Annotated in this window: 27 protein-coding genes; 9 read left to right on the forward strand and 18 right to left on the reverse strand. The window is 68.2% G+C overall.

Annotated elements, in window-relative coordinates:
* Positions 1–13: 13 nt before the first annotated feature.
* The 3 genes from BOX17_RS16065 to BOX17_RS16075 all read left to right on the forward strand — a co-directional run bounded on the left by BOX17_RS16065 (position 14) and on the right by BOX17_RS16075 (position 2,458).
* Positions 14–886 carry an acetyltransferase gene (locus BOX17_RS16065; RefSeq protein WP_071946337.1) on the forward strand — a complete coding sequence of 291 codons (873 nt, stop codon included), beginning with the start codon at positions 14–16 and terminating at the stop codon, positions 884–886.
* Positions 832–1,752, forward strand: a complete 921-nt coding sequence (locus BOX17_RS16070) for a M23 family metallopeptidase (protein ID WP_083582238.1) — start codon at positions 832–834, stop codon at positions 1,750–1,752. Before BOX17_RS16065 ends, BOX17_RS16070 begins: the two co-directional genes overlap by 55 nt.
* Before the next feature lie 70 nt (positions 1,753–1,822).
* Positions 1,823–2,458: an alpha-ketoglutarate-dependent dioxygenase AlkB family protein gene (locus BOX17_RS16075; RefSeq protein ID WP_083582239.1), complete on the forward strand. Its 636-nt coding sequence runs from the start codon at positions 1,823–1,825 to the stop codon at positions 2,456–2,458.
* Positions 2,459–2,548: 90 nt separating this feature from the next.
* On the opposite strand, the gene gcvT is transcribed toward BOX17_RS16075, so the two are convergent.
* Entirely contained in the window at positions 2,549–3,619 is a 1,071-nt protein-coding gene (gene gcvT / locus BOX17_RS16080) for a glycine cleavage system aminomethyltransferase GcvT (protein WP_425268713.1), read from the reverse strand.
* On the opposite strand from gcvT, the gene BOX17_RS17295 reads away from it, so the two are divergent.
* On the forward strand, positions 3,600–3,674 hold the full coding sequence (locus BOX17_RS17295; RefSeq protein ID WP_425268714.1) for a DUF3649 domain-containing protein: 75 nt from the start codon (positions 3,600–3,602) through the stop codon (positions 3,672–3,674). The two genes, gcvT and BOX17_RS17295, sit on opposite strands and share 20 nt — an antisense overlap.
* A 61-nt stretch (positions 3,675–3,735) precedes the next feature.
* Here BOX17_RS17295 and BOX17_RS16085 read toward each other — a convergent pair whose 3' ends face one another.
* A complete protein-coding gene (locus BOX17_RS16085) occupies positions 3,736–5,142 on the reverse strand; it encodes an alanine/glycine:cation symporter family protein (RefSeq protein ID WP_071946343.1) in 1,407 nt (468 codons plus the stop codon).
* 555 nt (positions 5,143–5,697) lie between these two features.
* Here BOX17_RS16085 and gcvH point away from each other — a divergent pair.
* Positions 5,698–6,090 (forward strand): glycine cleavage system protein GcvH, encoded by a 393-nt coding sequence (gcvH, locus tag BOX17_RS16090; protein ID WP_071946345.1) that lies wholly within the window; start codon positions 5,698–5,700, stop codon positions 6,088–6,090.
* A 140-nt stretch (positions 6,091–6,230) separates the two neighbouring features.
* Positions 6,231–9,125: an aminomethyl-transferring glycine dehydrogenase gene (gene gcvP, locus BOX17_RS16095; protein WP_071946347.1), complete on the forward strand. Its 2,895-nt coding sequence runs from the start codon at positions 6,231–6,233 to the stop codon at positions 9,123–9,125.
* A 134-nt stretch (positions 9,126–9,259) separates the two neighbouring features.
* Here the strand turns inward: gcvP and BOX17_RS16100 are convergent, their stop codons facing one another.
* Positions 9,260–10,168: a LysR family transcriptional regulator gene (locus BOX17_RS16100; protein ID WP_071946349.1), complete on the reverse strand. Its 909-nt coding sequence runs from the start codon at positions 10,166–10,168 to the stop codon at positions 9,260–9,262.
* A 141-nt stretch (positions 10,169–10,309) separates the two neighbouring features.
* On the opposite strand from BOX17_RS16100, the gene ppnN reads away from it, so the two are divergent.
* Positions 10,310–11,671 (forward strand): nucleotide 5'-monophosphate nucleosidase PpnN, encoded by a 1,362-nt coding sequence (gene ppnN, locus BOX17_RS16105; protein WP_071946351.1) that lies wholly within the window; start codon positions 10,310–10,312, stop codon positions 11,669–11,671.
* Between the two features lie 154 nt (positions 11,672–11,825).
* On the opposite strand, the gene BOX17_RS16110 is transcribed toward ppnN, so the two are convergent.
* Together BOX17_RS16110 and BOX17_RS16115 are read right to left on the reverse strand one after the other, a co-directional pair.
* The gene (locus tag BOX17_RS16110) at positions 11,826–12,194 is read right to left on the reverse strand and encodes a hypothetical protein (RefSeq protein WP_083582199.1); all 369 of its coding nucleotides are present in this window, start codon (positions 12,192–12,194) and stop codon (positions 11,826–11,828) included.
* Position 12,195: 1 nt separating this feature from the next.
* The gene (locus BOX17_RS16115; RefSeq protein ID WP_071946353.1) at positions 12,196–12,660 is read right to left on the reverse strand and encodes a flavodoxin; all 465 of its coding nucleotides are present in this window, start codon (positions 12,658–12,660) and stop codon (positions 12,196–12,198) included.
* Between the two features lie 133 nt (positions 12,661–12,793).
* On the opposite strand from BOX17_RS16115, the gene BOX17_RS16120 reads away from it, so the two are divergent.
* A complete protein-coding gene (locus BOX17_RS16120) occupies positions 12,794–13,003 on the forward strand; it encodes a DUF2788 domain-containing protein (protein ID WP_071946355.1) in 210 nt (69 codons plus the stop codon).
* Positions 13,004–13,076: 73 nt separating this feature from the next.
* Here the strand turns inward: BOX17_RS16120 and ihfA are convergent, their stop codons facing one another.
* The 9 genes from ihfA to BOX17_RS16165 all read right to left on the reverse strand — a co-directional run bounded on the left by ihfA (position 13,077) and on the right by BOX17_RS16165 (position 21,932).
* Entirely contained in the window at positions 13,077–13,433 is a 357-nt protein-coding gene (gene ihfA, locus BOX17_RS16125) for an integration host factor subunit alpha (protein ID WP_164508648.1), read from the reverse strand.
* Positions 13,430–15,808, reverse strand: coding sequence for a phenylalanine--tRNA ligase subunit beta (gene pheT, locus BOX17_RS16130; protein ID WP_071946357.1), 2,379 nt, complete (start codon positions 15,806–15,808; stop codon positions 13,430–13,432). Before pheT ends, ihfA begins: the two co-directional genes overlap by 4 nt.
* A 34-nt stretch (positions 15,809–15,842) precedes the next feature.
* Entirely contained in the window at positions 15,843–16,862 is a 1,020-nt protein-coding gene (gene pheS, locus BOX17_RS16135) for a phenylalanine--tRNA ligase subunit alpha (RefSeq protein ID WP_071946359.1), read from the reverse strand.
* Between the two features lie 127 nt (positions 16,863–16,989).
* Positions 16,990–17,343 carry a 50S ribosomal protein L20 gene (gene rplT / locus BOX17_RS16140; protein WP_021817421.1) on the reverse strand — a complete coding sequence of 118 codons (354 nt, stop codon included), beginning with the start codon at positions 17,341–17,343 and terminating at the stop codon, positions 16,990–16,992.
* A gap of 37 nt (positions 17,344–17,380) precedes the next feature.
* A complete protein-coding gene (gene rpmI, locus BOX17_RS16145) occupies positions 17,381–17,575 on the reverse strand; it encodes a 50S ribosomal protein L35 (RefSeq protein ID WP_071946361.1) in 195 nt (64 codons plus the stop codon).
* A gap of 87 nt (positions 17,576–17,662) precedes the next feature.
* Positions 17,663–18,154 (reverse strand): translation initiation factor IF-3, encoded by a 492-nt coding sequence (infC, locus tag BOX17_RS16150; RefSeq protein WP_125925597.1) that lies wholly within the window; start codon positions 18,152–18,154, stop codon positions 17,663–17,665.
* An 81-nt stretch (positions 18,155–18,235) separates the two neighbouring features.
* Entirely contained in the window at positions 18,236–20,134 is a 1,899-nt protein-coding gene (gene thrS, locus BOX17_RS16155) for a threonine--tRNA ligase (RefSeq protein WP_071946364.1), read from the reverse strand.
* A gap of 241 nt (positions 20,135–20,375) precedes the next feature.
* Positions 20,376–21,185, reverse strand: a complete 810-nt coding sequence (locus tag BOX17_RS16160) for an OmpA family protein (RefSeq protein WP_071946366.1) — start codon at positions 21,183–21,185, stop codon at positions 20,376–20,378.
* Positions 21,186–21,464: 279 nt separating this feature from the next.
* Positions 21,465–21,932 carry a DUF2489 domain-containing protein gene (locus tag BOX17_RS16165; protein WP_071946963.1) on the reverse strand — a complete coding sequence of 156 codons (468 nt, stop codon included), beginning with the start codon at positions 21,930–21,932 and terminating at the stop codon, positions 21,465–21,467.
* A 167-nt stretch (positions 21,933–22,099) separates the two neighbouring features.
* Between BOX17_RS16165 and BOX17_RS16170 the strand changes: the two genes are divergently transcribed.
* Positions 22,100–23,557 carry an SLC13 family permease gene (locus BOX17_RS16170; RefSeq protein ID WP_071946368.1) on the forward strand — a complete coding sequence of 486 codons (1,458 nt, stop codon included), beginning with the start codon at positions 22,100–22,102 and terminating at the stop codon, positions 23,555–23,557.
* Between the two features lie 90 nt (positions 23,558–23,647).
* Here the strand turns inward: BOX17_RS16170 and cyoE are convergent, their stop codons facing one another.
* Genes cyoE through BOX17_RS16190 form a run of 4 tightly spaced genes read right to left on the reverse strand, consistent with a single transcriptional unit; the run spans position 23,648 to position 26,912 of the window.
* The gene (cyoE, locus tag BOX17_RS16175) at positions 23,648–24,568 is read right to left on the reverse strand and encodes a heme o synthase (protein ID WP_071946370.1); all 921 of its coding nucleotides are present in this window, start codon (positions 24,566–24,568) and stop codon (positions 23,648–23,650) included.
* Positions 24,561–25,637, reverse strand: a complete 1,077-nt coding sequence (locus BOX17_RS16180; protein WP_071946372.1) for a COX15/CtaA family protein — start codon at positions 25,635–25,637, stop codon at positions 24,561–24,563. The genes cyoE and BOX17_RS16180 overlap by 8 nt, the downstream gene beginning before the upstream one ends.
* Positions 25,627–26,187, reverse strand: coding sequence for a hypothetical protein (locus BOX17_RS16185; protein ID WP_071946374.1), 561 nt, complete (start codon positions 26,185–26,187; stop codon positions 25,627–25,629). The genes BOX17_RS16180 and BOX17_RS16185 overlap by 11 nt, the downstream gene beginning before the upstream one ends.
* Entirely contained in the window at positions 26,184–26,912 is a 729-nt protein-coding gene (locus tag BOX17_RS16190) for an SURF1 family protein (RefSeq protein WP_071946376.1), read from the reverse strand. The genes BOX17_RS16185 and BOX17_RS16190 overlap by 4 nt, the downstream gene beginning before the upstream one ends.
* Positions 26,913–26,919: the final 7 nt, after the last annotated feature.

A 26,919-nucleotide genomic window follows, 5' to 3' on the forward strand; every position in this document is an offset into this window, starting at 1 on the left:
CAAGGAGACAGGCATGTCGACCCTCCGGGGGCTCGTCAGCCTCCTGCTGCTGAGCCTGACCACCCTGGCCTGGGGCATCCCCCTGATCCTGCTCACCCTGGTCAAGCTGGTGACCCCGGGGCGCCAGTGGCGCCGTCGCGTCCTGATGGCCCTCAACGCCGTGGCGCTCAACTGGGTGGGCAGCAACCTCTGGTGGATGCGCCGCTGGCTGCGCCCGCCGCTGGAGATCCGCCTGCCCGACGGGCTATCCCGCGACCAGTGGTGGCTGGTGCTCTCCAACCACCGCAGCTGGACGGACATCTTCCTGCTGTTCTTCGCCTTCCACCGGCGCATCCCCATGCCGCACTTCTTCGTCAAGCGCCAGCTGATCTGGATCCCCATCGTCGGGCTGGCCTTCTGGGCCATGGAGTTCCCGATGCTGCGCCGCCTGACCCGCGAGCAGCGCGAGCGCCACCCCCAGCTGGCCCGACGCGACCAGGAGGCCACCGAGCGCATGTGTCGCCACGCCCGGGAACGGCCCATCGCCATCTACAACTTCGTGGAGGGCACCCGCTTCACCCCCGCCAAGCATGCGGCCCAGGGCGCGCCCTACCGGCACCTGCTGAGGCCCCGCGCCGGGGGCATCGCCCAGGTGCTGGGCCTGCTGGGCGACCGTCTCGGCGGCATCCTGGACGTCACCCTGCACTACGAGAATCCCGCGCCGAGCTTCTGGGGCTTCCTCTGCGGCCGTGAGGGCCGGGTCGTGCTGGAGGCGCAGCGGCTGGAGGTGCCCGCCTGGATGCTCGAGGGGGGCTATCACGATGACACGGACTACAAGGAACGCTTCCAGTCATGGCTGAACGCCCTGTGGCAGGACAAGGATCGCCGTCTCGACGCCCTGCGCTGACCCGGCTGCTGATCGCCCTGGCGGTGCTGCTGCTGGCCGGTTGCGCCGGGCGAGGCGTGGATGGCGGCCGGATCGCCGGCGAGTGGATCACCATCCAGCGCGGTGACACCCTGGGCGAGATCGCCCGCCGCGCCGACGTGCCCCTCGTCCGCCTGCAGCGCTTCAATCCCGGCGTCGATGCCAGGCGCCTGGCGGTAGGCCAGCGCCTGCTGGTGCCCGGGCGCGACGAACGGGCCCCCTCCGGCGGCCCCTACCGCTATCGCGTGCGACCCGGCGACACCTACAGTGCCATTGCCCGTCGCTTCGGGGGGCGCGCCGACCGGATCCAGGCGGCCAATCCCGGCATCGTCCCCACCGACCTGAAGGTCGGCCAGCTGATCCAGGTGCCGCTGGGCGGCCGCCAGGCCAGCGTCGCTCGCAAGGCCAGCGGTGGCAGCTCGCGCGCGGCCGCCCGCCCGGCGCGCAGGACCCTGCCGGACCCCGGTGACCTGCCCACCTCGGCGCGGAACTGGCCCTGGCCGCTGGACGACTACCGCGTGGCCCGCCCCTTCGGCACCGACGGGCGCGGCACCCTGCAGCCCATGCTGCTCGCGACCCGCCCGGGAAACCGTGCCCGGGCCGTGGCCGACGGGGAGGTGCGCTTCGCCGACAGCATGCGACAGCTCGGCCAGGTGGTGATCGTGCACCATGCCGACAACCTGCAGAGCGTCTATGCCCTCTGCCGGAAGCCGCTGGTGGCCAGCGGCGACCGGGTCAAACGCGGCACCCCGGTCTGCGAGGTGGGACGCCAGGAGGACGGGCCGCGCCTGCTCTTCGACATGCGCCACGGCGGCAAGCCCATCGACCCCGCCCGGGTGCTGCGCTGACGGAGACGGCGCCGAGGGGGTGTCGCTGGCCGGTGCCACGTCGGGATGGCATCCTGTCGGCATGTCCACCATGACCGAACGCGCGACCGTCGCCCTGCTCGACTCGCCGCCCCTGACCCTGTTCACCGGCCTGCTCGGCGAGCCCGCCGCCAGCGAGGCGCTGTCGCGGCTCGACCGAGAGCTCGCCTGGCAGCGCCCGACCCTTCGCCTCTACGGCCGCGAGCACCCGATTCCTCGCCACCAGGTCTGGATGGGCAGCCCCGAGGCCCGCTACCGCTATTCGGGACGGGACTTCCTCCCCGAGGGCTGGCACCCCGACGTCGCCGCCCTGCGCGATGCCGTGGTTGAGCGTCTGGCCGCCGCCGGTATCCCGTCACGCTTCAACAGCGTGCTGCTCAACCGCTATGCCGACGGCGAGGAGCGCATGGGCTGGCACAGCGACGACGAGCCCGAGCTCGGCGACGACCCGCTGATCGCGGCGGTGAGCCTCGGCGCCGAGCGGCCGCTGCGCTTTCGCTGGAAGGCCCGGGAGGCCGAGGCCTTCAATGCCTGGCTGCCCCACGACAGCCTGCTGCTGATGGGCCCCGGCGTGCAGCGCCGACTGCAGCATGCCCTCCTGCCGCGTCGTCTTCCGGGTCTGCGCATCAGCCTGACCTTCCGCTGGGTGGGTCCGGCGACCGGCGGAACCTGCCCCTCCTCACCATGAAAAACGGCCACCCCGTCTCGGGATGGCCGTCTGCGGCACTGCATGAAAGATAACGGTATAAAATAGCCGCCAATGAGGCCGCTCAGCCCCTCATCCGCGATGGTAGCCGGGCGTGACGAAGGGGGTCTTGGTCACCGTCATCGGCAGCCGCTTGCCGCGCACCTCGGCGTAGACGGTAGTGCCGATCTCGGCGGCCTCGATGGCCACGTAGCCCATGGCCACCGGCTGACCGACGCTGGGACCGAAGCCCCCCGAGGTCACGTGACCCAGGCTGCGGCCCTCGGCATCGAACAGCTCGGCGCCCTCGCGCACCGGGGCGCGGCCCTCACCGAGCAGCCCCACGCGCTTGCGGCGATGATCCTTCTCGGCCACCTGGTGCAGGATCAGGTCGGCGCCGGGGAAGCCCCCTGCCCGCTCGCCGCCGTGGCGCCGCGGCTTGCCGATGGCCCAGATCAGCCCCGCCTCCACCGGCGTGGTCTCGGTGTCGATGTCGTGGCCGTAGAGGCAGAGCCCCGCCTCGAGGCGCAGCGAGTCGCGGGCGCCCAGGCCGATCGCCTCGACCTCTTCCTCGGCCAGCAGGCGACGCGCCAGGGCTTCGGTATCCTCGGCGGCCACCGATATCTCGAAGCCGTCCTCGCCGGTGTAGCCGCTGCGGCTGGCCCAGACCTCGATGCCGTCGATGGTGAAGTGGCCGTGCTGCATGAAGACCATCTCGCAGGCCTCGGGGCACAGGCGCTGCATCACGCTGGCGGCCTGGGGGCCCTGCAGCGCCAGCAGCCCGCGGTCGACCACCTCCACCTCATGATCGGCCAGGCCGCGACGCAGGTGGGCGATGTCCTGTTCCCGGCAGGCGGCATTGACCACCAGGTAGAGGTGGTCGCCGGCGTTGACCACCATCAGGTCGTCGAGGATGCCGCCCTCCTCCGAGGTGAACAGCGCATAGCGCTGCATGCCCTCGGCGAGGCCGACGATATCGGCCGGCACCAGGGTCTCCAGCGCCTCGGCCGGGTTCGGGCCGCGCACCAGGATCTGCCCCATGTGGGAGACATCGAAGAGCCCGCAGGCCTGACGGGTATGCTCGTGCTCGCGTTTCACCCCCAGCGGGTACTGCACCGGCATGTCATAGCCGGCGAAGGGCACCATCTTCGCCCCCAGTTCCACGTGGAGGGCATGCAGGGGGGTATGCTTGAGTTCACTCATGTCGTCATCACTCTAGGCTCGGGGGCCAACGCAAGAGAGGTGCCCCCTCGGGACACCTCTCCGGCCGGACTCACCCCTCAGGATTTGTCGTGGTCCAGTTCCTCGCCCGGCAGGATCTCCTTGCCGTCGAAGTAGTCACGGGACAGCTTGAAGACCACCGGCGACAGCAGCGCCAGGGCGATCAGGTTGGGAATGGCCATCATGGCGTTGAAGGTGTCAGCCATCAGCCAGATGAAGCCCAGCTGCGCCATGGCCCCGAGCGGGATCGCCAGTACGAACAGCACCCGGTAGAGCATGATCGAGCGGGTGCCGAACAGGAACTGGAAGCATTTCTCGCCGTAGAAGGACCAGCCGAGGATGGTGGTGAAGGCGAACACCGCCAGCGCCAGCGACACGATCTGGTTGCCCATGCCGGGCAGGGCCGCATCGAAGGAGAGCGCGGTCAGCGACGCCCCGGCCTCCCCCGTCTCCCAGACACCGGCGGTCAGGATGACCAGGGCGGTGATGGAGCAGACGATGATGGTATCGATGAAGGTCCCGAGCATGGCGATCAGGCCCTGGCGAACCGGGTTCTTGGTCTGGGCCGCAGCGTGGGCGATGGGCGCGCTGCCCAGGCCCGCCTCGTTGGAGAAGATGCCGCGCGCCACACCAAAGCGGATGGCCGCCATCACCGCCGCGCCGGCGAAACCGCCCACGGCCGCATGGGGGTTGAAGGCGTAGGTGAAGATCATGCCGAACGCTGCACCGATCTGGCCGGCGTTGATGACCAGCACGACCAGGCCCGCGAGCACATAGAGGATACCCATCACCGGCACCAGCTTGCCCGCCACCTTGGCGATCCGCTTGATGCCGCCGAGGATCACCGCACCGGCCAGCACCATGATGACCACGCCGGTGATCCAGTGCGGCAGCCCGAAGGTGGAGTCCAGGGCGTCCGCCACCGAGTTGGACTGCACGGTGTTGCCGATGCCGAAGGCCGCCACGGCACCGAAGAAGGCGAAGGCGCCGCCCAGCCACAGCCACTTCTTGCCGAGGCCGTTCTTGATGTAGAACATCGGGCCGCCGACGTGGTAGCCGGTGCTGTCGGTCTCGCGGTAGCGCACCGCGAGCACCGCCTCGGCGAACTTGGTGGCCATGCCCACGAGGGCCGTGATCCACATCCAGAAGACCGCCCCCGGGCCACCCAGGGCAATGGCCGTGGCCACACCGGCGATGTTGCCGGTGCCGATGGTGGCGGACAGCGCCGTCATCAGGGCATTGAAGGGCGAGATCTCGCCGTCGTCATGCTTTTCCGGCTTCGCACCGGGTGCCGGCTTCTTGTCGCGGCCGGCCCACATCAGCTTGAAGCCGGTGCCGAGCTTGCGGATCGGCATCAACTTCAGGCCGAGCTGCAGGTAGAGACCTACCCCCAGCAGCAGGATGAGCATCAACGGTCCCCACACCACGCCGTTGATGGCACCGAATATACTGTTCAAGGTTTCCACGAGAATCTCCCTATATTCACGCTTGTTGTTGTGCCCTGCCATGTGTTCCCGGGTTCGTCTCTCCCCTGAAAGACGAATGGCATGGCAAGACCGGTCTTCGACGTAAGATCGACAGGACGAACGCCTTCACGATAGCGGATCCTGCCGCTGATGCACCAGCCCGGCGATCCGGGGGAGACGCGTCGGAAGCGCCTCGGCCTGTGGCGCCCCCTGCGGCCGTGCCAAGGTTTCCGATCGGAAACGCGGCAAGCCTACTGTCGGCGTCGCCGGGAGGCAAGAGCCGGCAGTCGCAGCGCCCTCCGCCCCCCGCGCCCGCTTCCCCCCTGGCCGGACTGGCCCGCCAGGCCGCGCGGCAGGGAGGCCTCAGGCGGTGATCGACGGGACATCAGGCCTGGCAGCGGGCCCGCCACTGGACGAACGAGGCTGCGCCGACCACCCTGTGAACGGGCCAAGGGGCGGTCGCCGCCCTCCCGGCCCGCCGGGAGGACTCGCCAAATGCCGCCAATGGCGTTAGCATTCGCGGATCCGAAAACCTTTTTCGTATAGGAAATCACGATGAGCTCTATCCCCGCCAACCTGCGCTATGCCGAAAGCCACGAGTGGGTCCTCGACAACGGCGACGGCAGCGTGACCATCGGCATCACCGACCATGCCCAGGAAGCGCTGGGCGACGTGGTCTTCGTCGAGCTCCCCGAGGTCGGCAGCACCCTCTCCGTCGGCGACGAGTTCGGCGTCATCGAGTCGGTCAAGGCCGCCTCCGACCTCTACGCGCCGGTTGCCGGCGAGATCCTCGAGGTCAACGAGGCCCTGGAGGATGCCCCGGAGACCGTCAACGAGTCGCCCTACGAGGACGGCTGGATCATGAAGGTCCGCCTCGACGACGAGGCCGCGCTGGAAAAACTCCTGGACGCCGACGCTTACAAGGCGGTGGCCGCCGCCGAGGACTGATCCTCCCCCGGCGCCCTCGTCCTGCCGGCGCCCGAGCCGGCAGGACGAGCGTTTAGCGCCACCTCCGAGCCCCGTCCTGACGGGGCCGGCACTTCACTGACTTTCCGGGGCCCCGCCCCGCCACGCACACAGGGTGTTCCATGGCTTTCGACAACCGCCGACTGGCCGATCTGGCCGCTCACGATGCCTTCCTCCAGCGCCACAACGGACCGACCGCGTCCGACGTAGCGGGCATGCTCGCCGCACTGGACATGGAGAGCCTCCCCTCGCTGATGGAGGCCACCGTGCCCGCCGGCATTCGCCTGGGCCGTGAGCTGGACCTGGACCCGCCGAAGGGGGAAGCCGAGGCCCTGGACTACCTGAAGCGCCTGGCGCGCCAGAACCGCGTGGCCCGCAGCTATATCGGCCAGGGCTACTACGATACCCATCTGCCGACGGTCATCCAGCGCAACGTCCTGGAGAACCCGGGCTGGTACACCGCCTATACGCCCTACCAGCCGGAGATTTCCCAGGGCCGCCTGGAGGGCCTGCTCAACTTCCAGCAGATGGTGATGGACCTCACCGGCATGGAGCTCGCCAACGCCTCCCTGCTCGACGAGGCCACCGCCGCCGCCGAGGCCATGGCGCTGTGCAAGCGGGCCAACAAGAAGGCCAAGAGCGATACCTTCTTCGTCGCCGAGGACGTCTTCCCCCAGACCCTGGACGTGGTGCGCACCCGCGCGGCCTGGTTCGGCTTCGATCTGGTGGTGGCGCCGGCCGAGGAGCTCGCCGAGCACGAGGTCTTCGGTGCCCTGCTGCAGTACCCTGGCAACAGTGGCCAGGTCCGCGACCTGGCCCCGCTGATCGACGCCGCACGCGAGCGCGGCGTGATGACCTGCGTGGTCGCCGACATCATGGGCCTGGTGCTGCTCAAGGAGCCGGGCGTACTGGGCGCCGACATGGTGGTGGGCAACAGCCAGCGCTTCGGCGTGCCGATGGGCTTCGGCGGCCCCCACGCCGCCTTCTTCGCCACCACCGACAAGCTCAAGCGCTCGATCCCGGGCCGCATCATCGGGGTCTCGAAGGACAGCCGCGGCAACACCGCCCTGCGCATGGCGATGCAGACCCGGGAGCAGCACATCCGCCGCGAGAAGGCCACCTCCAACATCTGCACCGCCCAGGCGCTGCTGGCCAACATCGCCGGCTTCTACGCCGTCTACCATGGCGCGGAGGGGCTGCGCACCATCGCCTCGCGCATCCATCGCCTGACGACGATCCTGGCGACGGGGCTGCAGGAGAAGGGCGTGAAACTTGCTCATGACAGCTGGTTCGACACCCTGCGGCTGGCCGGCGTGGACGCCGGCAAGATCCACGGCCGCGCCATGACCCACGACCTGAACCTGCGCTACTTCGAAGGCGGCGACGTGGGCCTTAGCCTGGACGAGACCACCACCGCCCACGACCTGGACGTGCTGTTCGACGTGCTGCTGGGCGAGGAGCACGGCCTCGGCGTGCGCGAGCTCGACGACCGGGTGCTGGCCGAGGGGCTCACCGGCATCCCGGAAAGCTGTGCCCGGGAATCCGACTTCCTGACGCACCCCACCTTCAAGCGCTACCGCAGCGAGACCGAGATGCTGCGCTACCTCAAGCGCCTGGAGAACAAGGACCTGTCGCTTGCCCATGCGATGATCCCGCTGGGCTCCTGCACCATGAAGCTCAACGCCACCAGCGAGATGATCCCCATCACCTGGCCGGAATTCGCGCGCATCCACCCCTTCGCTCCCCGCGACCAGGTGGCTGGCTACCGGCAGATGATCGACGAGCTGGCCGCCTTCCTGGTGGAGGTGACGGGCTATGACCATATCTCCATGCAGCCCAACTCCGGCGCCCAGGGCGAGTACGCCGGGCTGGTGGCCATCCGTCGCTACCAGGCGTCCCAGGGCGAGGGACACCGCGACGTCTGCCTGATCCCGAGCTCCGCCCACGGCACCAACCCGGCCTCCGCCGCCATGGCGCGGATGAAGGTGGTGGTCGTGGAGTGCGACGGCGACGGCAACATCGACATCGAGGACCTGCGCGCCAAGGCCGAGAAGCACCGCGACGCCCTCTCGGCGGTCATGATCACCTACCCCTCCACCCACGGGGTCTTCGAGACCAACGTGAGCGAGGTGTGCGAGATCGTGCATGACCACGGCGGGCAGGTGTACATCGACGGCGCCAACATGAACGCCCAGGTGGGCCTGACCCGCCCCGGCGATTTCGGCGGCGACGTCAGCCACCTCAACCTGCACAAGACCTTCTGCATCCCCCACGGGGGCGGCGGCCCGGGCATGGGCCCGATCGGCGTCAAGGCGCACCTCGCACCCTTCGTCTCCAACCACGTGGTGACGCCGATCGAGGGCGTCGAGGCCGGCTGCGGCGCGGTCTCGGCGGCGCCCTTCGGCTCGGCCTCGATCCTGCCGATCTCCTGGGCCTACATCAAGATGATGGGCGCGCGGGGGCTGCGCGAGGCCACCGAACTGGCCATCCTCAATGCCAACTACATCGCCCGACGACTCGAGGAGCACTACCCGGTGCTCTACAAGGGCGAGAACGGCACGGTGGCCCACGAGTGCATCATCGACATCCGCCCGCTGAAGGCCGAGTCCGGCATCAGCGAGGAGGACATCGCCAAGCGCCTGATGGACTATGGCTTCCACGCGCCGACCATGTCCTTCCCGGTGCCGGGCACCCTAATGATCGAGCCCACCGAGTCGGAGTCACGCTACGAGCTCGACCGCTTCTGCGACGCCATGATCGCGATCCGCGAGGAGATCACGACGGTGCAGCGCGGCGACTGGCCGGCGGACGACAATCCCCTGGTCAATGCCCCGCACACCATGGCCGACCTGATGGACGAGGGCTGGGAGCGCCCCTACTCCCGTGCGCTCGGCGCCTTCCCCTCCGAGGCAACCCGGGCCGCCAAGTACTGGCCGGCGGTCAACCGGGTCGACAACGTCTTCGGCGACCGGCAGCTGATCTGCTCCTGCCCGAGCATCGACGAGTATCGTGATTGAAGGACGTGACTGACCCTGAGTGACGGGCGCCGCCGGCGCGGCGCCCTCCCCCTCGGCCATGGAGCAGGGCCCCGCCTCGGCGGGGCCCTGCTCGTTCCGCTCCCGATCGGCTTCGGCCCTCCGTCAGCGGCTCATCACCCCTCCATCACCTCGCCGTGGCCGAAGCGCTCGTGACGGCGCTGCTCGCGGTAGCCCTCGAGCAGCCGGACGTAGCGACGCGGCATCTCGGCGCCGGCGCGCGTCACCAGGTACAGGAACTCGTGGGCCGGCTGCGTCAGCGAGAGCTCCTTGACCTGGCGCTGCCAGGGCGAGGTCTCCAGCACCACCCGCGAGACCACGGCGAAGCCGAGCCCCCGGGCCACTGCATCCAGCACCATGCTCACCTCGTTGGTGAAGCCCTGGCGCGGGAAGTGGCTCATGGAGCGGAAGTCGGGGAAGTTGGCGCGCAACAGCGCCCCGGCATGGTCGTCGCCGCCCGAATAGCCGATGACCCCGATCCCCATCAGGTCGGCCAGCCCGCTGCCGGCGAAGTCCGCCGGCACCACCAGGCAGAGCGGCTCCTGATGCCAGGGCTCGCAGTGCAGTTCGGGGTGACGCACGGGCTCGGTGACGATTCCCAGGTCATGGCGACCGGCCAGCACGTCGGCGACGATCTCGCTGTTGAAGGCGAAGCTGTAGCTGACCGTGAGGCCCGGCTGCATCTGCTGCTGCCCGAGGATGAAGGGATAGAGCATCAGGCCGACGCTGCCCGGCGAGGCGAGGCGACACTCGCCGCTGTCCAGGCTGTCGTTGTCCAGGGAGTGGCGGAACTGTTCGTGCTCGGCGAACAGCTTGAGCGCGTAGTCGTAGGCGCGACGCCCGGCCTCGGTGAGCACGAACCGCCGCCCCTGGCGATCCAGCAGCGACTTGCCGAGGTACTGCTCGAGCTTGCGGACATGCTGGCTGACGCCGGGCTGGGTCATCTCGAGGCGCCGGGCGGTACGCGTGAAGCTGCCGGTCTCGACCAGCGTGATGAAGGTGCGGAAATAGCGGGCGTTGAACATGGGGCGTCACGTCGAGGGCAGTGGCCGGGCAACGCCGATTCTATCAGCTGGGCGCCGGGCCCGCAGCGATGCCCGCCCGCCGGCCGCCGTGGTAGCATCCCCAGACGACCAATCCGGCCATGACGACAGGGAACGCCACGGATGCCCGACACCATCTCCACCACCATCTCGCCGGAAGGCAGCCTCGAGATCCTCTCCCAGCAGGAGGTCGAGCGCCTGCACGACACCTCCCGGAGCGGACTGCACGACCTGCTGCGCAACTGCTCGCTGGCGGTACTGAACTGCGGCAATCCCACCGATGACGGCCTGGCCCTGCTGGAGACCTACCATGACTTCGACATCGAGGTGCTCCAGCAGGATCGCGGCGTGCGCCTGCGGATTACCAACGCCCCCGCCGAGGCCTTCGTCGACGGCAGGATGATCCGCGGCATCCGCGAGCACCTCTCCGCGGTGCTGCGCGACATCGTCTACGTCTACAACGAGATCCAGACCCGCCACCGCTTCGACCTGCAGACCGCCGAGGGGACCACCAACGCGGTCTTCCACATCCTGCGCAAGGCCGGCACCCTCAAGCCCGGCCGGGACCCGAGCCTGGTGGTGTGCTGGGGAGGCCATTCGATCTCCCGCGAGGAGTACGACTACACCAAGTCCGTAGGTTATCACCTGGGCCTGCGGGAGCTGGACATCTGCACCGGCTGCGGGCCGGGCGCCATGAAGGGCCCGATGAAGGGCGCCAACGTGGCCCACGCCAAGCAGCGTCGTCGGGAGGGACGCTACCTGGGGGTCTCCGAGCCCGGCATCATTGCCGCCGAGGCCCCCAACCCCATCGTCAACGAGCTGGTGGTGATGCCCGACATCGAGAAGCGCCTGGAGGCCTTCGTGCGCCTGGGCCATGGCATCATCGTCTTCCCCGGCGGCGTGGGCACCGCCGAGGAGATCCTCTACCTGATGGGGATCCTGCTGCACCCGGACAACGCCGACATGGAACTGCCGGTGATCTTCACCGGCCCGGCGGATTCCGCCGACTACTTCAAGCGCATCGACGAGTTCCTGGTCTACACGCTGGGCGAGAAGGTGCGCCGCCACTACCGGATCATCGTCGACGACTCCGTCGAGGTGGCCCGCACCATGCGCAAGAACATCGACACGGTGACCGAGTATCGCCGCAGCCGCCAGGACGCCTTCTACTACAACTGGCGCCTCACCGTGGCCCGGGACTTCCAGGAGCCCTTCGAGCCCACCCACGAGGCCATGGCGAGCCTCGCCCTCCATCGGGAGCAGCCGGTGCACGAGCTGGCCGCCAACCTGCGACGGGCGTTCTCCGGCATCGTCGCCGGCAACGTCAAGGAAAAGGGCCTGCGGGCCATCGAGGCCCACGGCCCCTTCCGCCTGCATGCGGAGTCCGAGCTGATGGCGCGCCTGGACGAGCTGCTGACCTCCTTCGTCGCCCAGGGGCGCATGAAGCTCGCCGGGCAATACGTGCCCTGCTACACCCTGGGATAGCGCACGACGAGCGCCGGGACCTCCCGGCGCCGCCGTATCCTCCGCCAACAATGCCCGTCCATACTGCCCGCCCATACAAAAAGCCCCCGCCGGATCGATGATCCGGCGGGGGCTCGAGGCTAGGCCGAGACTGAGACTCTCCGGCGCCGCGCCGTCAGGGGGCGGCGGGCCGCCACCACAGCCAGACCGCATGCAGCAGCAGGCCCAGGGTGGCGCCGTGGGACGCCAGCAGCTCCCAGCCGAAGAAGTCGCTGGTCAGGGCATGCCAGGCCGTCATGATGACCACGCCGACCACCAGGCAGAGGGCCAGTCGACGCAACAGCCCGGGAAGGCGGGCGCGGGCCTCGCGCGCCAGCAGCTGCCACTGCAGCAGGGTCACGACCGCGACCACGGCGATCGCCATCAGCATCAGCGACAGGCGCGTCTCGAGACCGGCGACGAGGTAGCGTGGCAGGGTCGCCAGCATCATCACGCCGAGCCCCAGCAGCAGGCTCAGGCGTTCCGCGGTCGGCGTCGCCCCCACCTCAGGCCACCTTCAGCTGCTGGGCATCGATCCAGGCCTCGACCCAGGGAAGGGCCTCATCGTCGGCCATGAAGGTCTCCATGGCATCCACCTCGAGCCGCTCGCCGAGGCGCCGCGCGCCCTGCCCCTCGAGCAGGGCGTCGAGGTGGCGCCCGCCACCGCAGAAGGTCTCGCCGTAGGAGCTGTCGCCCAGGGCGATCAGGCCGTAGCGGAGCTCGGGCAGGCCGGGGCTCTGCTCCTCGAGGTCCCGGACGAAGGGCACGATGTTGCCAGGCAGGTCCCCGCTGCCGGTGGTGGAGACACAGAACAGGGCCAGATCGGTGGGTGAGCCGACCAGGTCGTCGAGGGTGGGCTGATCGAAGATGGCCACCTCGTAGCCGGCGTCCTCGAAGAGCGGCTTGACCTGTTCGGCGACGTCCAGGGCACCGCCATACATGGTGCCTACGAAGATCTTGAGCATGGGCATGTCATGGAATTACCTGAGAATTTCGCTCAGATATTAACACGGGGGTGCGGCATGGGGCCACGTTGTGATGGCTGCCGAGCCGGTAGAGTCCGAGTATAATGGTCAGGATTTCACGTTCCTGCAGGGAGACATCATGCGGCACACCTTCGAGACCTGGATCACGCCGATCATGATCGGCGGACTGATCATCTTCATGTGCTTCATCATCTGGGACCTGGCGAAGAAGTCCCGTGCCGGTCGCTTCGGCACCATCATGCTGTTCGTGGTGCTGGGCGCCGGGATGCTGGGCTACGTGCTGAAGGTGGTGATCACCTGGGCACTGGAGAACGGCAACGCGGTCTGAGCCGCGACACCGGGGAATCAACGAAAGGACGCCACTCCCGGGAGTGGCGTCCTTATCTTCCGAACGGCAGGTCTCACTGCACCTCGCCGTCGTACCCCTCGACCTGGCTCTTGAGCTTCTGCCCGGGCCGGAAGGTGACCACGCGACGCGCGGAGATGGGAATCTCCTCGCCGGTCTTGGGATTGCGACCGGGGCGTTCGCGCTTGTCGCGCAGGTCGAAGTTGCCGAAACCCGACAGCTTGACCTGCTCGTTCTCGCGGAGACAGCCTCGAATCTCCTCGAAGAAGGTCTCCACCATGGACTTGGCCTCGCGCTTGGAGAGGCCAAGCTCGGCGTGCAGATGTTCGGCCAGTTCCGCCTTGGTCAACGCACCCATGTTGTCTTCCTCGTGGCGCTGGTCCTGCCGCTCGCCGTGTCGCTGCGCGCTCACGCGCGCAGCTCCGCACCCAGATGCTGCCGTGACTCGGCGACGATGGCATCAACCAACTGATTGATTTCCTCGTCATTAAGCGTGCGCGATGGATGCTGCCAGGTCAAGCCCAAGGCCACGCTCTTGTGGCCTTCCGACACCCCCTTGCCCTGGTAGACGTCGAACAGGTGCGAATCCACCAGCCACTCGCCGGCCTGGGCGCGGATGGTGTCGAGCAGGGACTGCACCGGCAGCTCCTCGCGGACCAGGAAGGCCAGGTCGCGACGCACCTCGGGATGGCGCGACAGCGGCGTGAAGGCCGGCACCCTGCCCTGGGTGAGCGCATCGAGACGCACCTCGAAGAGCAGAGCATCGACCCTGAGGCCAAGACTCGCCCGAACCGCCGGGTGGAGGGTACCGATCCAGCCGGCCTCCTCGCCTCGGTGCAGCACGCGCGCGCACTGTCCGGGGTGCAGGGCCGGATGTTCCCCCGGCTCGAAGCGCCAGGCGTCGGGCTCCCCCAGGGCCAGCAGGCTCTCGAGATCGCCCTTGAGGTCGAAGAAGTCGACCGGGGACTTGTCGCCGGCCCAGCCCTCGGGCTCGCGGGGACCGCAGACCAGCGCCCCGAGCATCGGGATCTGGTGCAGGTGATCGAGCTCGCCCCGGAACACCAGGCCGGTCTCGAACAGCCGCACGCGGCTCTGCTGACGGTTCAGGTTATGGGTCAGCGCCCGCACCAGGCCCGGGAAGAGGCTGGCCCGCATTACCGACAGGTCGCTGGAGATGGGATTGGCCAGCGCCGGCGAGACGGCCTCGGGATGCAGCGCCTGCTGCAGCTCCGGGGCGACGAAGCTGTAGGTCACGGCCTCCTGGTAGCCGCGGGCGACCATCTGGCGCCGCAGCCGCGCCAGCGGCGTGTGGGCCTCGTGGGCGGGCCGCAGGGCCAGGCGCAGCTGGGGGCGGCGCACCGGCAGGCGATTGTAGCCGTGGATGCGCGCCACCTCCTCGATGAGGTCCTCCTCGATGGCGATGTCGAAACGCCAGCTCGGCACCGTGACCGCCCAGCCCTCGCCGGTGGCCTCGACGCCGAGCCCCAGGCGCTCGAGGATCTCGGCGACCTCGTCCGCGGGCAGCGACTTGCCGAGCGCCTGCTCGAGGCGGGCCGCCCTCAGGGTCGTCTCGCGGGCTCCGGGCAGGTGCGCCTCACTGGCCACTTCGACCAGCGGCCCGGGCTCGCCGCCGGTGATCTCCAGCAGCAGCGCGGTGGCCCGCTCGGCGGCCTCGCGGGCGAGCGCCGGGTCGACGCCCCGCTCGAAGCGGTGGGAGGCATCGGTGTGCAGCCCGTAGCGGCGGCCCTGGCCGGCCACGGCCAGCGGCGAGAAGAACGCCGACTCGAGGAAGATGTCTCGGGTCTCGGCGCCCACGCCCGAGTGCTCGCCGCCCATGATGCCGGCGATGGCCAGCGGGCCGCGCTCGTCGGCGATCACCAGGGTGTCGCCATCCAGGGTGATCTCCTGGCCGTCGAGCAGCACCAGGCGCTCGCCCTCGCGGGCCAGGCGCACGATCACGCTGTCGTGCAGGTTGGCTCGGTCGAAGGCGTGCAGCGGCTGACCGAGCTCGAGCATCACGTAGTTGGTGACGTCCACCACCGGGTCGATGGCGCGAATGCCGCTGCGCCGCAGCCGCTCGACCATCCACAGCGGGGTCTCGGCGGTGACGTCGACGCCCTTGATCAGGCGGCCGAGGTAGCGCGGGCACCGCTCGGCGTCCTCGACGCGGACCGGGAAGGTTTCGTCATGGACGGGCGCCACCGCGGCAATCGTCGGCCCCTCGACCGGCAGGCGATTGAGGACCCCGACCTCGCGGGCGAGGCCCTTGAGGCTCAGGCAGTCCCCGCGGTTGGGCGTGAGGTCGACCTCGATGGTGTGGTCATCCAGCTTCATGAAGTCTCGGAAGCCCTCGCCCACCGGCGCCGTGGCCGGCAGCACGAGGATGCCGGCGGAGGTCTCCTCCGCAAGGCCGAGCTCCGAGGCGGAGCAGATCATGCCACGGGACTCCACGCCACGCAGCTTGGCCTTCTTGATCGTGAAGTCGCCTGGCAGGACGGCCCCGACCCGGGCGAAGGGCACCTTCTGCCCCTGGGCCACGTTGGGGGCGCCACAGACCACCTGCACCCGCTCGCCGCTGCCATCGTCGACCTGGCAGACGTTGAGCTTGTCGGCGTCGGGGTGCGGCGTCAGTTCCACCACCTCGGCGACCACCACGTCAGTGAAGCTCGCGGCCACGGGCTCCACGGCATCGACCTCGAGGCCGGCCATGGTGATCTGGTCCGCGAGCGCCTGGGTGGAGAGAGCCGGCGAGACCCAGTCACGCAGCCACTGTTCGGAAAATTTCATGACAACTCCTGTGTTCTGCTTATCCGGTGGGCGATCAGGCGAACTGGCGCAGGAAGCGCAGGTCGTTGTCGAAGAACAGCCGCAGGTCGTTGACGCCGTAGCGCAGCATGGCCAGGCGCTCGGCGCCCATGCCGAAGGCGAAGCCGGTGAAGCGCTCGGTATCGATGCCGGAGTGGCGGAACACCTCGGGGTGCACCATGCCGCAGCCCATCACCTCCAGCCAGCCGCTGTGCGAGCAGACCCGGCATCCCTCGCCGCTGCACATCACGCACTCGATGTCGACCTCGGCCGAGGGCTCGGTGAAGGGGAAGTAGGAGGGGCGGAAGCGCACCGAGAGGTCGTCGCGCTCGAAGAAGGCGTGCAGGAAATCCTGGATGGTGCCCTTGAGGTCGGCGAAGCTGACATCCTCGTCGACCAGCAGCCCCTCGACCTGGTGGAACATCGGGGTGTGCGTCAGGTCGGAGTCGCTGCGGTAGACGCGGCCGGGACAGACGATGCGGATCGGCGGCTCCGAGGACTTCATGGTCCGCACCTGCACCGGCGAGGTGTGGGTGCGCAGCAGCCGGGTGGCATCGAAGTAGAAGGTGTCGGCCATGCCCCGCGCCGGGTGATGGGCGGGAATGTTGAGGGCCTCGAAGTTGTGGTAGTCGTCCTCGATCTCGGGGCCGACCGCCACGTCGTAGCCGATGCGCGTGAACAGCCCCTCGATGCGCTCCAGGGTCAGGGTGACCGGGTGCAGGCCGCCGGTGGGCTGGCCGCGCCCCGGCAGGGTCACGTCCAGGCGCTCGGCGGCCAGGCGAGCCTCGAGGGCCGCCTTCTCCAGCGCCTGGCGGCGCCCGTCCAGTTCCTGGCCCAGCGCCTGCTTGGCCTCGTTGATCCGCTCGCCGGCGGCCGGGCGCTCCTCCGCGGGCAGCTTGCCGAGCCCCTTGAGCAGGGCGGTGATCTCGCCCTTCTTGCCGAGATAACGGACGCGCAGCTCGTCCAGCGCGGCCAGGCTGTCGGCGGCGTGGATGGCGTCGCGGGCCTCGGCAACCAGAGTGGGAAGGTGGTCCATCCGTTGAGCTCCGAAGTCTTTCAAAGACGTCTGTCAAAAAAACAGGGGAAGAGCGGCTGCTCTTCCCCTGCGACGATCATGGTCCGGTGACGCGACACGTCGCGCTCACCGGCCAGGGTCGACTCCCTTACTGGGCAGCCTTGGCCTTCTCGACGATGGCGGCAAAGGCAGCCTTCTCGTGAACGGCCAGATCGGCCAGCACCTTGCGGTCGATCTCGATACCGGCCTTCTTCAGGCCACCGACGAAGCGACTGTAGGACAGACCGTGCTGACGGGCACCGGCGTTGATGCGCTGGATCCACAGGGCGCGGAACTGGCGCTTGCGCTGGCGACGGTCACGATAGGCATACTGACCGGCCTTGATGACGGCCTGCTTGGCCACGCGAAAGACGCGTGAACGGGCACCGTAGTAGCCCTTGGCCTGCTTGAGAATCTTCTTGTGACGACGACGTGCGACGACACCACGCTTGACACGAGTCATGGCTATCTCCTGACGTTAGAGGGGTTCACCCGGGGAATTACAGGGTCGGCAGCATCCGCTGGACCAGCTGCTTGTCGGCATCGTGGATCTGCTTCATCCCACGAAGCTGACGCTTCCGCTTGGTGGACTTCTTGGTCAGGATGTGGCTACGAAACGACTGCTTGTGCTTGAAGCCGTTGGCCGTCTTCTTGAAGCGCTTGGCAGCGCCGCTGTTGCTCTTGATTTTCGGCATGAGGTTAACTCCGCTCGAGGTTTCTTCAGAAAATTCGGGGCCATCGGAAGGCCAGGAAGCCTTCCGACCGTTGAACGGGCCGTCGAATCACTTCTTCTTGGGGGCAATGATCATGATCATCTGACGCCCTTCCATCTTCGGGAAGGACTCCACGGTCCCGATCTCCTCGAGATCGGCGGCGATCCGTTCCATCAGCTTGCGACCGATGTCCTGGTGCGCCATTTCACGACCGCGAAAGCGCAGGGTGACCTTGCCCTTGTCGCCACCTTCGAGGAAGCGCACCAGGTTCTTCATCTTGACCTGGTAGTCGCCCTCGTCGGTGCCAGGCCGGAACTTGACTTCCTTGACCTGGATCTGCTTCGTCTTCTTCTTCTGAGCAGACTTCTGCTTCTTCTGCTCGAAGACGAACTTGCCGTAATCCATGATCTTGCAGACGATGGGATCGGCGTTGGAAATCTGCACGAGGTCCATACCGGCGGCTTCGGCTCGCTCCAGCGCGTCGCTGGTGGGCACAACGCCCAGCTGCTCGCCGTCACTGTCGATCAGGCGGACCTGATCCTCGGTAATACGCTCGTTCATCGGGGGGCGTTTATCCTGAACGCGCCCTCTGGGGTTGCTTCTCTTGATGGTTCCGTCTCCACTATCGCTTGGAAGATGTCGCTATTGCCGTTCGGTCTGAATCCGCTCGATGAAGGCATCTACCGTCATCGTCCCGAGATTCTCGCCGCTGCGGGTGCGCAGGGCCACCGAGTCGGACTCGACTTCCTTATCTCCCACCACCAGGAGATAGGGGACCTTCTGCAACGTATGCTCCCGGATTTTAAAGCCGATCTTCTCGTTCCTCAAGTCCGACTTGACGCGAAGACCGACTTTCTGCAGCCGCTGGACCAGCGACGCGGCATAATCGCGCTGGGCATCGGTGATGGTCATGACCACCGCCTGCTGCGGCGCCAGCCACAGCGGCATGGCCCCGGCATAGTGCTCGATCAGGATGCCCAGGAAGCGCTCGAAGGAACCCAGGATCGCCCGGTGCAGCATCACCGGCGTCTTGCGGGTGCCGTCCTCGTCGACGAACTGGGCGCCCAGGCGACCCGGCAGGTTGAAGTCGAGCTGCAGGGTACCACACTGCCACACCCGGTTGAGGCAATCGCGCAGGGAGAACTCGATCTTGGGCCCGTAGAAGGCGCCCTCGCCCGGCTGGAGCTCCCAGCCGAGGCCCGTGGCATCCAGCGCCGCCTCGAGACCCGCCTCGGCGCGGTCCCACAGTTCCGGCTCGCCCATGAAGCCCTCGGGGCGGGTGGAGAGCTTGAGCTCCACGTCCTCGAACCCGAGCTCCTTGTAGACCTGCAGCGTGAGGGCAATGAAGGCCTCGGCCTCCGACTGGATCTGACCCTCGGTGCAGAAGATGTGGGCATCGTCCTGGGTGAAGCCGCGCACCCGCATCAGGCCGTGCAGCGAGCCGGAGGGCTCGTTGCGATGGCAGCTACCGAACTCGGCCAGGCGCAGCGGCAGGTCACGGTAGCTCTTCAGGCCCTGGTTGAACACCTGCACGTGGCAGGGGCAGTTCATCGGCTTGACCGCGTACTCGCGCTTCTCCGACTCGGTGGTGAACATCAGGTCGCTGTAGTGCCCCCAGTGCCCGGACGCCTTCCACAGCGAGAGGTCGACCACCTGGGGGGTCTTGATCTCCTGGTAGCCATGCTCGATCTGCACCCGACGCATGTACTGCTCCAGCGCCTGGTAGATCGTCCAGCCGTTGGGATGCCAGAAGACCATGCCCGGCGCCTCTTCCTGGAGGTGGAAGAGGTCCATCTTCCTGGCCAGCTTGCGGTGGTCGCGTTTCTCGGCCTCCTCGAGGCGCTTGAGGTAGGCCTTGAGCTGCTTCTTGTCGCCCCAGGCCGTGCCGTAGATGCGGGTCAGCATGGGATTCTCGGCATTGCCGCGCCAATAGGCCCCGGCCAGCTTGGTCAGCTTGAACGCCTTGAGGTGCCGGGTGTTGGGCACATGGGGCCCCCGGCACATGTCCAGGTACTCCTCGTGATGGTAGAGACGAATGGTCTCCCCCTCGGGAATCCCTCGGACGATCTCCTGCTTGTAGGGCTCGTCGCGATGCAGGAACTGGAGCATGGCGTGGTCGCGATCTACGTACTCGCGGACCACGTCGTACTCGTGGTCGATCAGGGCCTTCATGCGCGCCTCGATGGCCTCGAGGTCCTCCGGCGTCACCGAGCGGCCGAAGTCGACATCGTAGTAGAAGCCGTCCTCGATCACCGGGCCGATGGCCATCTTCGCCTCGGGATAGAGCTGCTTGACGGCATGGCCGATCAGGTGGGCGCAGGAGTGGCGGATGACCTCCAGGCCTTCCGGGTCACGGGCGGTGAGGATCGCCACCTCGGCGTCATGGTCGATGACGTCGGCGGCATCCACCTGGACGCCGTCGATCTTGCCGGCCACACAGGCCTTGGCGAGGCCGGGGCCGATGTTCTCGGCCAGCTGCATCACGGTGAGGGGTTCGTCGAAGATTTTCTGACTGCCGTCGGGCAGGGTCACGATGGGCATGAAGGCTTCCTTGTGCGCAGTGGTGATCCATACCAGGGATCACGTGTCGCCAGACGAATGGTCGTGGTCTGAAAGCCGCCTAGCCTAGCAGAAGCGCCCCCTGTGGCGCCACGGGTGACATGACGGCGCGGGCGACGGGGCAGGAAACGGCCCGCAACGAGAGAAGGCGCCCGAAGGCGCCTTCTCTTGCTTCCGTCACGCCCCGGGCAGCGCCGGGGCGGTGGTCCGGGTCAGGGCAGGATCACTCCCACTCACCCAGCTCCACGCGACGGTTCTGGGCACGGCCGGCATCGGTCTCGTTGCTGGCCATCGGCTGGGACTCGCCGTAGCCGATGGTGCGCATGCGATCGGCCGAGACGCCCTGACTGGCCAGGTAGGCGGCGACGGAATCCGCGCGCTCCTGGGACAGCTGCTGGTTGTAGGCATCGCTACCCACGGCGTCGGTGTGACCCTCGATGCGCACGCGGACGTTCTTGTTGGCGAGCAGCTTCTCGGCCACGCCATCGAGAATGTTCTCGGCACCCATGGTCAGGGTCGCGGAGTCGAACTCGAAGTTGACGTCGCGCAGCACCAGGTCTTCCTCGCAGCCCAGGGCGTTGACTTCGGCACCGGCCGGAGTACCCGGACACTGGTCCTGGTAGTCCGGCACGCCGTCACCGTCGCTGTCCAGCGGGCAACCCACGGCATCCACGGCCACACCGGCCGGAGTCCCCGGGCACTGGTCATCGGCATCGTTGACGCCATCACCGTCGGTGTCGCGCGGTGCCGGCGCCGGCGCCGGCGAGGTATCGGCACACAGCATGGCACCGATGGTCGCGCCGGCGGTGGAACCGATGGCGGCACCCTGGTCCTCGTCGGATTCGCCGCTCGTGGCATAGCCGATGCCGCCGCCGATCAGGCCCCCGGCCAGGCCGCAGACAAAGGGATGCTGGTACCAGGAATCGCCCGAGGCGCTGGCACCGGCGCTTGATTGGGAAGCGGAACTGGCACAGCCGGACAGGCCGACCACCAGAGCAGAACCGAGCAACAAGCCAGTCGTTGATTTCTTCATGTAAGACTCCTTCCTTTCTTCTTAACAACTTCCTGCGATGTCAGATCGATGCTGCCATCGTCAAGGGGTTCCGAGGAATGACACGAGGGAAACGGCCCCCGAACCGTTTCCTGCACCTTCCAAGTAAGCACTTTAGTGCCGTCCAGGCCAGTCCGTCCACGTTGACTGCAGCATCCATTCGCATATCAGCCATCTACGTGGCACGACAAGCTTGCAGCAGAGCCGGGAAGGTTGCAATCGAAGCCTGCCGGGTCGGGCGTTCTTCTACGCACCCGCCGCTCAGTGGAGGCTGTCCGGCCAGCCCCGGCGAAACTCGATCACCGCCGCCGCGGCCTTCAGCACCGGCTCGCGCATCTCCTCCTCGACCGCCAGGCGTTCGCGGTCCTCGCGGAAGCGCTCCTTGGGGCTCAGGGCCTTGCGAGCGGTGTGGGTATGCAGGTGTCGAGTGCGGCGATGGACCTCGTCGAAAGCCTGGAAGTCGGGACGCTCGGTCAGGCTCTGGTCGAGGATCTCCAGCAGCACCTTGCAGCGCCATGAGCCCTCGGTGATGTCGACCTGCTCCTGCGCCAGCGCCGAGGCCACCATCTCGAGATTCTCCAGACAGTTGTCGTGGGCGCGCCGCAGCTCGTCCTGCTGGAAGGCCTTGCGACGCTGCACTTCCTTCCAGAGCGTGAAGGCGTAGGCCCCGAGACCGGCGATGATGGCCAGTCCCAGACCGAGAAGAATCAGAGCCAGGGTATGCGTCATGGGCATGTCCAGTTGGGTTCATGTCAGGCCGCATTCTACACGCCGCCTGGCCGCAGCCGAAATGACCGCCTTGACGCTTGCCGCGGGGCGATGGCAATAAGGTCTTGCCACTTCCTCGGCGCAAGGCCTGCCCCGATCCCTTTCCATTCATCGAGCAAGGAGCGACGATGCCCGCCACCGACGATACCCACGCCACCCCCTCGGCGCCTGCCCTCTCCGCACGCATCGGCCTGTGGCTGGGCCCGCTCTGGGTGCTGATGATCCTGGTGCTTCCGGTGCCTGCCGGGATGTCCGATCCGGCCTGGGCCTGTGTCGGCCTGGCGCTGCTGATGGCCACCTGGTGGTCCACCGAGGCGATCCCGATCCCCGCCACCTCCCTGCTGCCGCTGGCCCTGGTGCCGGCGCTGGGCGTCGGTGACATGAAGGAGACCGCGGCCAGCTATGCCAATCCGATCATCTATCTCTTCCTAGGCGGCTTCCTGCTGGGCATCGCCATGCAGCGCTGGGAACTGCACCGGCGAATCGCTCTGCACGTCCTGCGCCTGGTCGGCCACGAGCCTCGCCGCCAGATCGGCGGCTTCATGCTGGCCACCGGCTTCCTCAGCATGTGGGTCTCCAACACCGCCACCGCGATCATGATGCTGCCCATCGGCATGTCGGTGGTCAGCCTGCTGGACGACGGCGACCCGGAGGAGCTGAGCCGCTACGCCACGGCCCTGCTGCTGGCCATCGCCTACTCCGCCAGCATCGGCGGCGTGGCGACCCTGATCGGCACCCCGCCCAATGCCCTGCTGGCCGGCTACCTGGCCGAGGACCGCGGAATCGACCTCGGCTTCGCCCAGTGGATGGTCATCGGCCTGCCGATCAGCATCGCCATGATGGCCAGCGCCTGGTGGTGGCTGACCCGTCGCGGCTTCAACCTGCAAGCCGGCGAGGACAGCGCCGGCATGGTCCGGGGCGAACTGGCGAAGCTGGGCCGGATCAGCGCCCCCGAGCGCCGCGTGGGCGTGATCTTCCTGCTGGCGGCGCTGACCTGGATGCTGCGCCCGCTGCTCAACGACGCCGGGGTCGACTGGCTCTCCGACACGGGCATCGCCATCATCGCCGGCATCGCCCTGTTCCTGGTGCCCGCCGGCCACCATGACGGGACCCGCCTGATGGACTGGGAGTCCGCCAGGGAGCTCCCCTGGGGCATCCTGCTGCTGTTCGGGGGCGGCCTGGCGCTGGCCGGCTCCATCAGCCGCTCGGGCCTGGCGGAATGGATCGCCCAGCAGCTCGGCATGTTCGGCGCCTTTCCGCTGCTCGCCATGGTCGGCGTGGTGGTGCTGGTGATCATCTTCCTCACCGAGGTGACCTCCAATACCGCCACCGCCGCGGCCTTCCTGCCGCTGCTCGGCGCCCTGGCGCTGTCGCTGGACATCTCTCCCCTGCTGATCACGGTCCCCGCAGCCATCGCCGCCAGCTGCGCCTTCATGATGCCGGTGGCCACGCCCCCGAATGCCATCGTGTTTGCCACCGGCCGCATGCGGATCCAGTCGATGATCCACGCCGGCTTCGTGCTCAACCTGGTCAGCACGGTGGTGGTGACCCTGATGGCCTACTTCCTGATCCTGACCTTCTGGTGAAGGGGCCGAGGCCCACGCGAAACGCCAGGAGCCCGGCCGGATGGCCGGGCTCCTGTCATTCGGGACTCGGAGGGGGAAACCCCGGCGGCGTCAGGCGGCGAGCATCCAGGCGGCGGCATAGTGGTCCAGCAGCAGAATGCCGAAGACACCCAGGATATAGCGGATGGAGAACCAGAAGGCCGCCAGAGGCGCCTTCGGATCGTTGCCCCGCCAGACCCGCCAGTTCCAGACCATGAAGCGCAGGTTGAGGGCCATCACGCCGACGAGGTAGAGCGCCCCGCTCATGCCGATGGTGAAGGGCAGCAACGTCACCGCCACCGTCAGCCAGCCGTAGAGCCATACCTGGAGTCGCGTGAAGGCCTCACCGTGGGTGACCGGGAGCATCGGCACGCCGGCCCGGGCATACTCGTCCCGCTTGTGGATCGCCAGCGCCCAGAAGTGGGGTGGCGTCCAGGCGAAGATGATTAGCATCAGCAGCAGCGGCTCGGGCCCGAGCTGCCCGGTCACCGCGGTCCAGCCGAGCAGCGGCGGCGCCGCCCCCGCCACCCCGCCGATGACGATGTTCTGTGGCGTGGCATGCTTGAGGAAGGCGGTATAGATCAGCGCATAGCCGATCAGCGAGCCGAGGGTCAGCCAGGCCGTCAGCAGGTTGACCTGCCAGGCCAGCAGACCGATGCCACAGACCGAGAGCAGCATCGCCCAGCCCAGCGCCAGCGCCGTGGGCATGCGCTGGGTCGCCAGTGGCCGGCGTGACGTGCGCAGCATCATGGCGTCCAGGCGACGGTCGACCACATGGTTGAAGGCCGCGGCCCCGCTGGCCGCCAGGCCGATGCCGACCAGCCCGAAGACCACGGCCTCCGCGCCCGGGAGGGGAGCCGCCAGCAGCATGCCGACCAGGGTGCAGACCAGCATCACCGCCACGACCCGGGGCTTGCACAGCGTGTAGAGGTCACGCCAGCCCCAGCTGGCGAGGTGGCCGACCGCCGCACGCTCCATCATCACGTCAGACATGCGCCAACTCCTCGTTCGTTGCGGATACACCCATCGAGACGACGCCCGCCGACACCGTCGACCAGCGCCAGTGCCACAGGGCCAGGGTCATGGCCACCACCAGCGCCACCGCCCCGGCGGTATGCAGCAGGGCCAGCCACAGGGGCAGCCATGCCAGCACATTGGCGACGCCCAGCACCAGCTGCGTGCCGTAGGCTCCGACCAGCAGCAGCAGCCAGGGACGCATCCCGGCCGTTCCCCGGTAACGCATGGCCAGCAGGATCAGACTGATGCCCAGCGCCATGGCCCCCAGCCGATGACCGACCTGGATGGCGCTGCGGGCCTCGGCGTGCAACTGGCCATGCAGGTAATTGGGCCCCACCGTCTGGGTCAGATGGAAGCCCTCGCTCCAGTCCATGGTCGGCCACCACTGGCCGTTGCAGGTGGGAAAGCCCTGACAGGCGATCCCGGCATAGTTGCTCGAGGTCCAGCCGCCCAGCGCCAGCTGGGCGACCAGCAGCAGCAGGGCCAAGCCCCACAGCGGCGTCAGGTGTCTTCGGGTCACCTCGAGGCTTTCCCCGGGCCTGAACCGACGCAGGCGAAGATGCAGCCACAGGAAGAGCACCATCACGCTGAGCCCGCCCAGCAGGTGCAGGGTGACCACCTGGGGCCACAGCTTGAGCGTCACGGTGAAGGCCCCGAAGGCGCCCTGCACCAGGATCACGGCGAGCAGCGCCAGGCTGGTGCGCCACGGATAGCCCGCCGCGCGACGCCAGCGCGCGCCCAGCACGACCAGGCCGATGACCAGCAGGCCCAGGGTGGAGGCCAGATAGCGATGCACCATCTCCATCCAGGCCTTGGCGGACTCCAGGGGCACCTCCGGGGAGTGGGCCAGGGCACGCTCGGCATCCGGCACCACCAGGGCGCCATAGCAGCCGGGCCAGTCGGGGCAGCCGAGGCCGGCATCCACCAGCCGGGTCCAGGCCCCCACCAGCACCACCAGGGCGGTGAAGACCACCCCGACGAAGCTCAGCCTCACCAGCCAGCGCTGGCGGCTGTCCTGCCCTGCTGTCAACGCGCTACTGACCATCAGTGCCGCCTCCCACCACGCTCGAGGCCTGGTCGTAGCGCGCCATGGGAGGCTCGGGATTCAGGCGTAGCAGGCGTCGCAGGTCGTCCAGGACGTCGGACGCCGCCACCTCCGGGGCGTAGCCCAGCACCGGGCGCCCCTCGGGATCCAGGATCCAGAGCCGATGGGGAGAGCGCCACTCGGGAGAGGCCGTCCACTGTGACAGGGCAGCGCCGGGCAGCGGCTCACCGCCGCCCCCGATCCGCAGGCGACTGACCCGGTCGGCCTCGCGCCCCAGCGCGCGATGCAGGCGCCACCAGCGATCGGCACGCTCGGCACAGCGCTCGGGACAGTCGAACGCCAGCAGCCAGTCGCCCTCCCCGTCCTTCTCCACGGCCGTCAGCGGCCACTGCGACAGGATCGGCAGCGAGGGTTGCAGCTCGCCATGGGCGGTGCGGCCCTCGGGAATGCCGATGCGCCACTCCACCATGCCCCAGGCCACGGCGACGGGCAGGGCGAAGATCGCGAAGAAGGCCAGCAGTTTCAGGCGTTGGCGTCCGGCGTGGGTCATCGAGGACTCTCCTTGCTCGGGATGGACATCGGATCGGGGCCGCGTGCCTGACGACGCGCGCCCACCAGCATGATCACCAGGGCGGCGAGGGCCAGCCCCCACCACTGCAGGGCATAGCCCAGGTGGCGTTCCGGTGGCACCACGCTGGGCTGCCACCAGGACTCGAGATGGCCCGGCCCCTCCTCGAGGTGCAGCCAGCCGGCATGGGCGAAGCCCGCCCCCCAGGCCGAGAGGTCGATGCGCTGCAGGCGATTGCCCACGTGGTTAGGACCGAACAGCGGGGTGGCGTCGCCCGACGCCTGCCAGCGCCCCTCTAGCGTCACAACGCCCCCGGGCGTCTCGATCGAGGGGGCGTCGCGGGTCGGACCGGTCGCCAGGAAGCCGCGCTGGACCAGCCAACGCCGACCCTGGAGATCACGGAAGGGGGTGAGGGGCGCCACCCCGAGGCGCCCCTCATGGGTCCGGTTGTCGAGAAACAACGTCTCGGCGGCCAGGTACTCTCCTCGCAGGACCAGGCGGGCTCCGGGCGGCGGGGTCTCGGCAGGCGCCTCCAACCGGGGAGCGGCGGCCAGGCGAGCCAGGTAATCCCGCTTGTCGGCGGCACGTTCCCACTGCCATAGTCCCAGAGCGAGGCCGAGCGCCACCAGGCAGGACCAGAACCCCCACCATCCGACCCGTCGCGCCAAGGCAGGACGGCGATGACTGACCGCTTCCGACGCTTTCATGGAGCCG

This window comes from Halomonas aestuarii, assembly GCF_001886615.1.
Taxonomy (GTDB): Bacteria; Pseudomonadota; Gammaproteobacteria; order Pseudomonadales; family Halomonadaceae; genus Halomonas; species Halomonas aestuarii.

Bases quoted from the DNA above. Each gene is read 5' to 3' on its own strand.
- BOX17_RS16070 (WP_083582238.1), top strand. From the start codon at position 832: ATGGCTGAACGCCCTGTGGCAGGACAAGGATCGCCGTCTCGACGCCCT.
- BOX17_RS16160 (WP_071946366.1), bottom strand. From the start codon at position 21,185: ATGAAGAAATCAACGACTGGCTTGTTGCTCGGTTCTGCTCTGGTGGTC.
- infC (WP_125925597.1), bottom strand. From the start codon at position 18,154: ATGAACGAGCGTATTACCGAGGATCAGGTCCGCCTGATCGACAGTGAC.
- BOX17_RS16100 (WP_071946349.1), bottom strand. From the start codon at position 10,168: ATGTTCAACGCCCGCTATTTCCGCACCTTCATCACGCTGGTCGAGACC.
- ppnN (WP_071946351.1), top strand. From the start codon at position 10,310: ATGCCCGACACCATCTCCACCACCATCTCGCCGGAAGGCAGCCTCGAG.
- BOX17_RS16170 (WP_071946368.1), top strand. From the start codon at position 22,100: ATGCCCGCCACCGACGATACCCACGCCACCCCCTCGGCGCCTGCCCTC.
- rplT (WP_021817421.1), bottom strand. From the start codon at position 17,343: ATGACTCGTGTCAAGCGTGGTGTCGTCGCACGTCGTCGTCACAAGAAG.
- gcvH (WP_071946345.1), top strand. From the start codon at position 5,698: ATGAGCTCTATCCCCGCCAACCTGCGCTATGCCGAAAGCCACGAGTGG.
- BOX17_RS16180 (WP_071946372.1), bottom strand. From the start codon at position 25,637: ATGGTCAGTAGCGCGTTGACAGCAGGGCAGGACAGCCGCCAGCGCTGG.
- pheS (WP_071946359.1), bottom strand. From the start codon at position 16,862: ATGGACCACCTTCCCACTCTGGTTGCCGAGGCCCGCGACGCCATCCAC.
- BOX17_RS16065 (WP_071946337.1), top strand. From the start codon at position 14: ATGTCGACCCTCCGGGGGCTCGTCAGCCTCCTGCTGCTGAGCCTGACC.
- BOX17_RS16185 (WP_071946374.1), bottom strand. From the start codon at position 26,187: ATGACCCACGCCGGACGCCAACGCCTGAAACTGCTGGCCTTCTTCGCG.
- cyoE (WP_071946370.1), bottom strand. From the start codon at position 24,568: ATGTCTGACGTGATGATGGAGCGTGCGGCGGTCGGCCACCTCGCCAGC.
- gcvP (WP_071946347.1), top strand. From the start codon at position 6,231: ATGGCTTTCGACAACCGCCGACTGGCCGATCTGGCCGCTCACGATGCC.
- pheT (WP_071946357.1), bottom strand. From the start codon at position 15,808: ATGAAATTTTCCGAACAGTGGCTGCGTGACTGGGTCTCGCCGGCTCTC.
- BOX17_RS16190 (WP_071946376.1), bottom strand. From the start codon at position 26,912: ATGAAAGCGTCGGAAGCGGTCAGTCATCGCCGTCCTGCCTTGGCGCGA.
- BOX17_RS16120 (WP_071946355.1), top strand. From the start codon at position 12,794: ATGCGGCACACCTTCGAGACCTGGATCACGCCGATCATGATCGGCGGA.
- rpmI (WP_071946361.1), bottom strand. From the start codon at position 17,575: ATGCCGAAAATCAAGAGCAACAGCGGCGCTGCCAAGCGCTTCAAGAAG.
- thrS (WP_071946364.1), bottom strand. From the start codon at position 20,134: ATGCCCATCGTGACCCTGCCCGACGGCAGTCAGAAAATCTTCGACGAA.
- BOX17_RS16165 (WP_071946963.1), bottom strand. From the start codon at position 21,932: ATGACGCATACCCTGGCTCTGATTCTTCTCGGTCTGGGACTGGCCATC.
- BOX17_RS16075 (WP_083582239.1), top strand. From the start codon at position 1,823: ATGACCGAACGCGCGACCGTCGCCCTGCTCGACTCGCCGCCCCTGACC.
- BOX17_RS16115 (WP_071946353.1), bottom strand. From the start codon at position 12,660: ATGCCCATGCTCAAGATCTTCGTAGGCACCATGTATGGCGGTGCCCTG.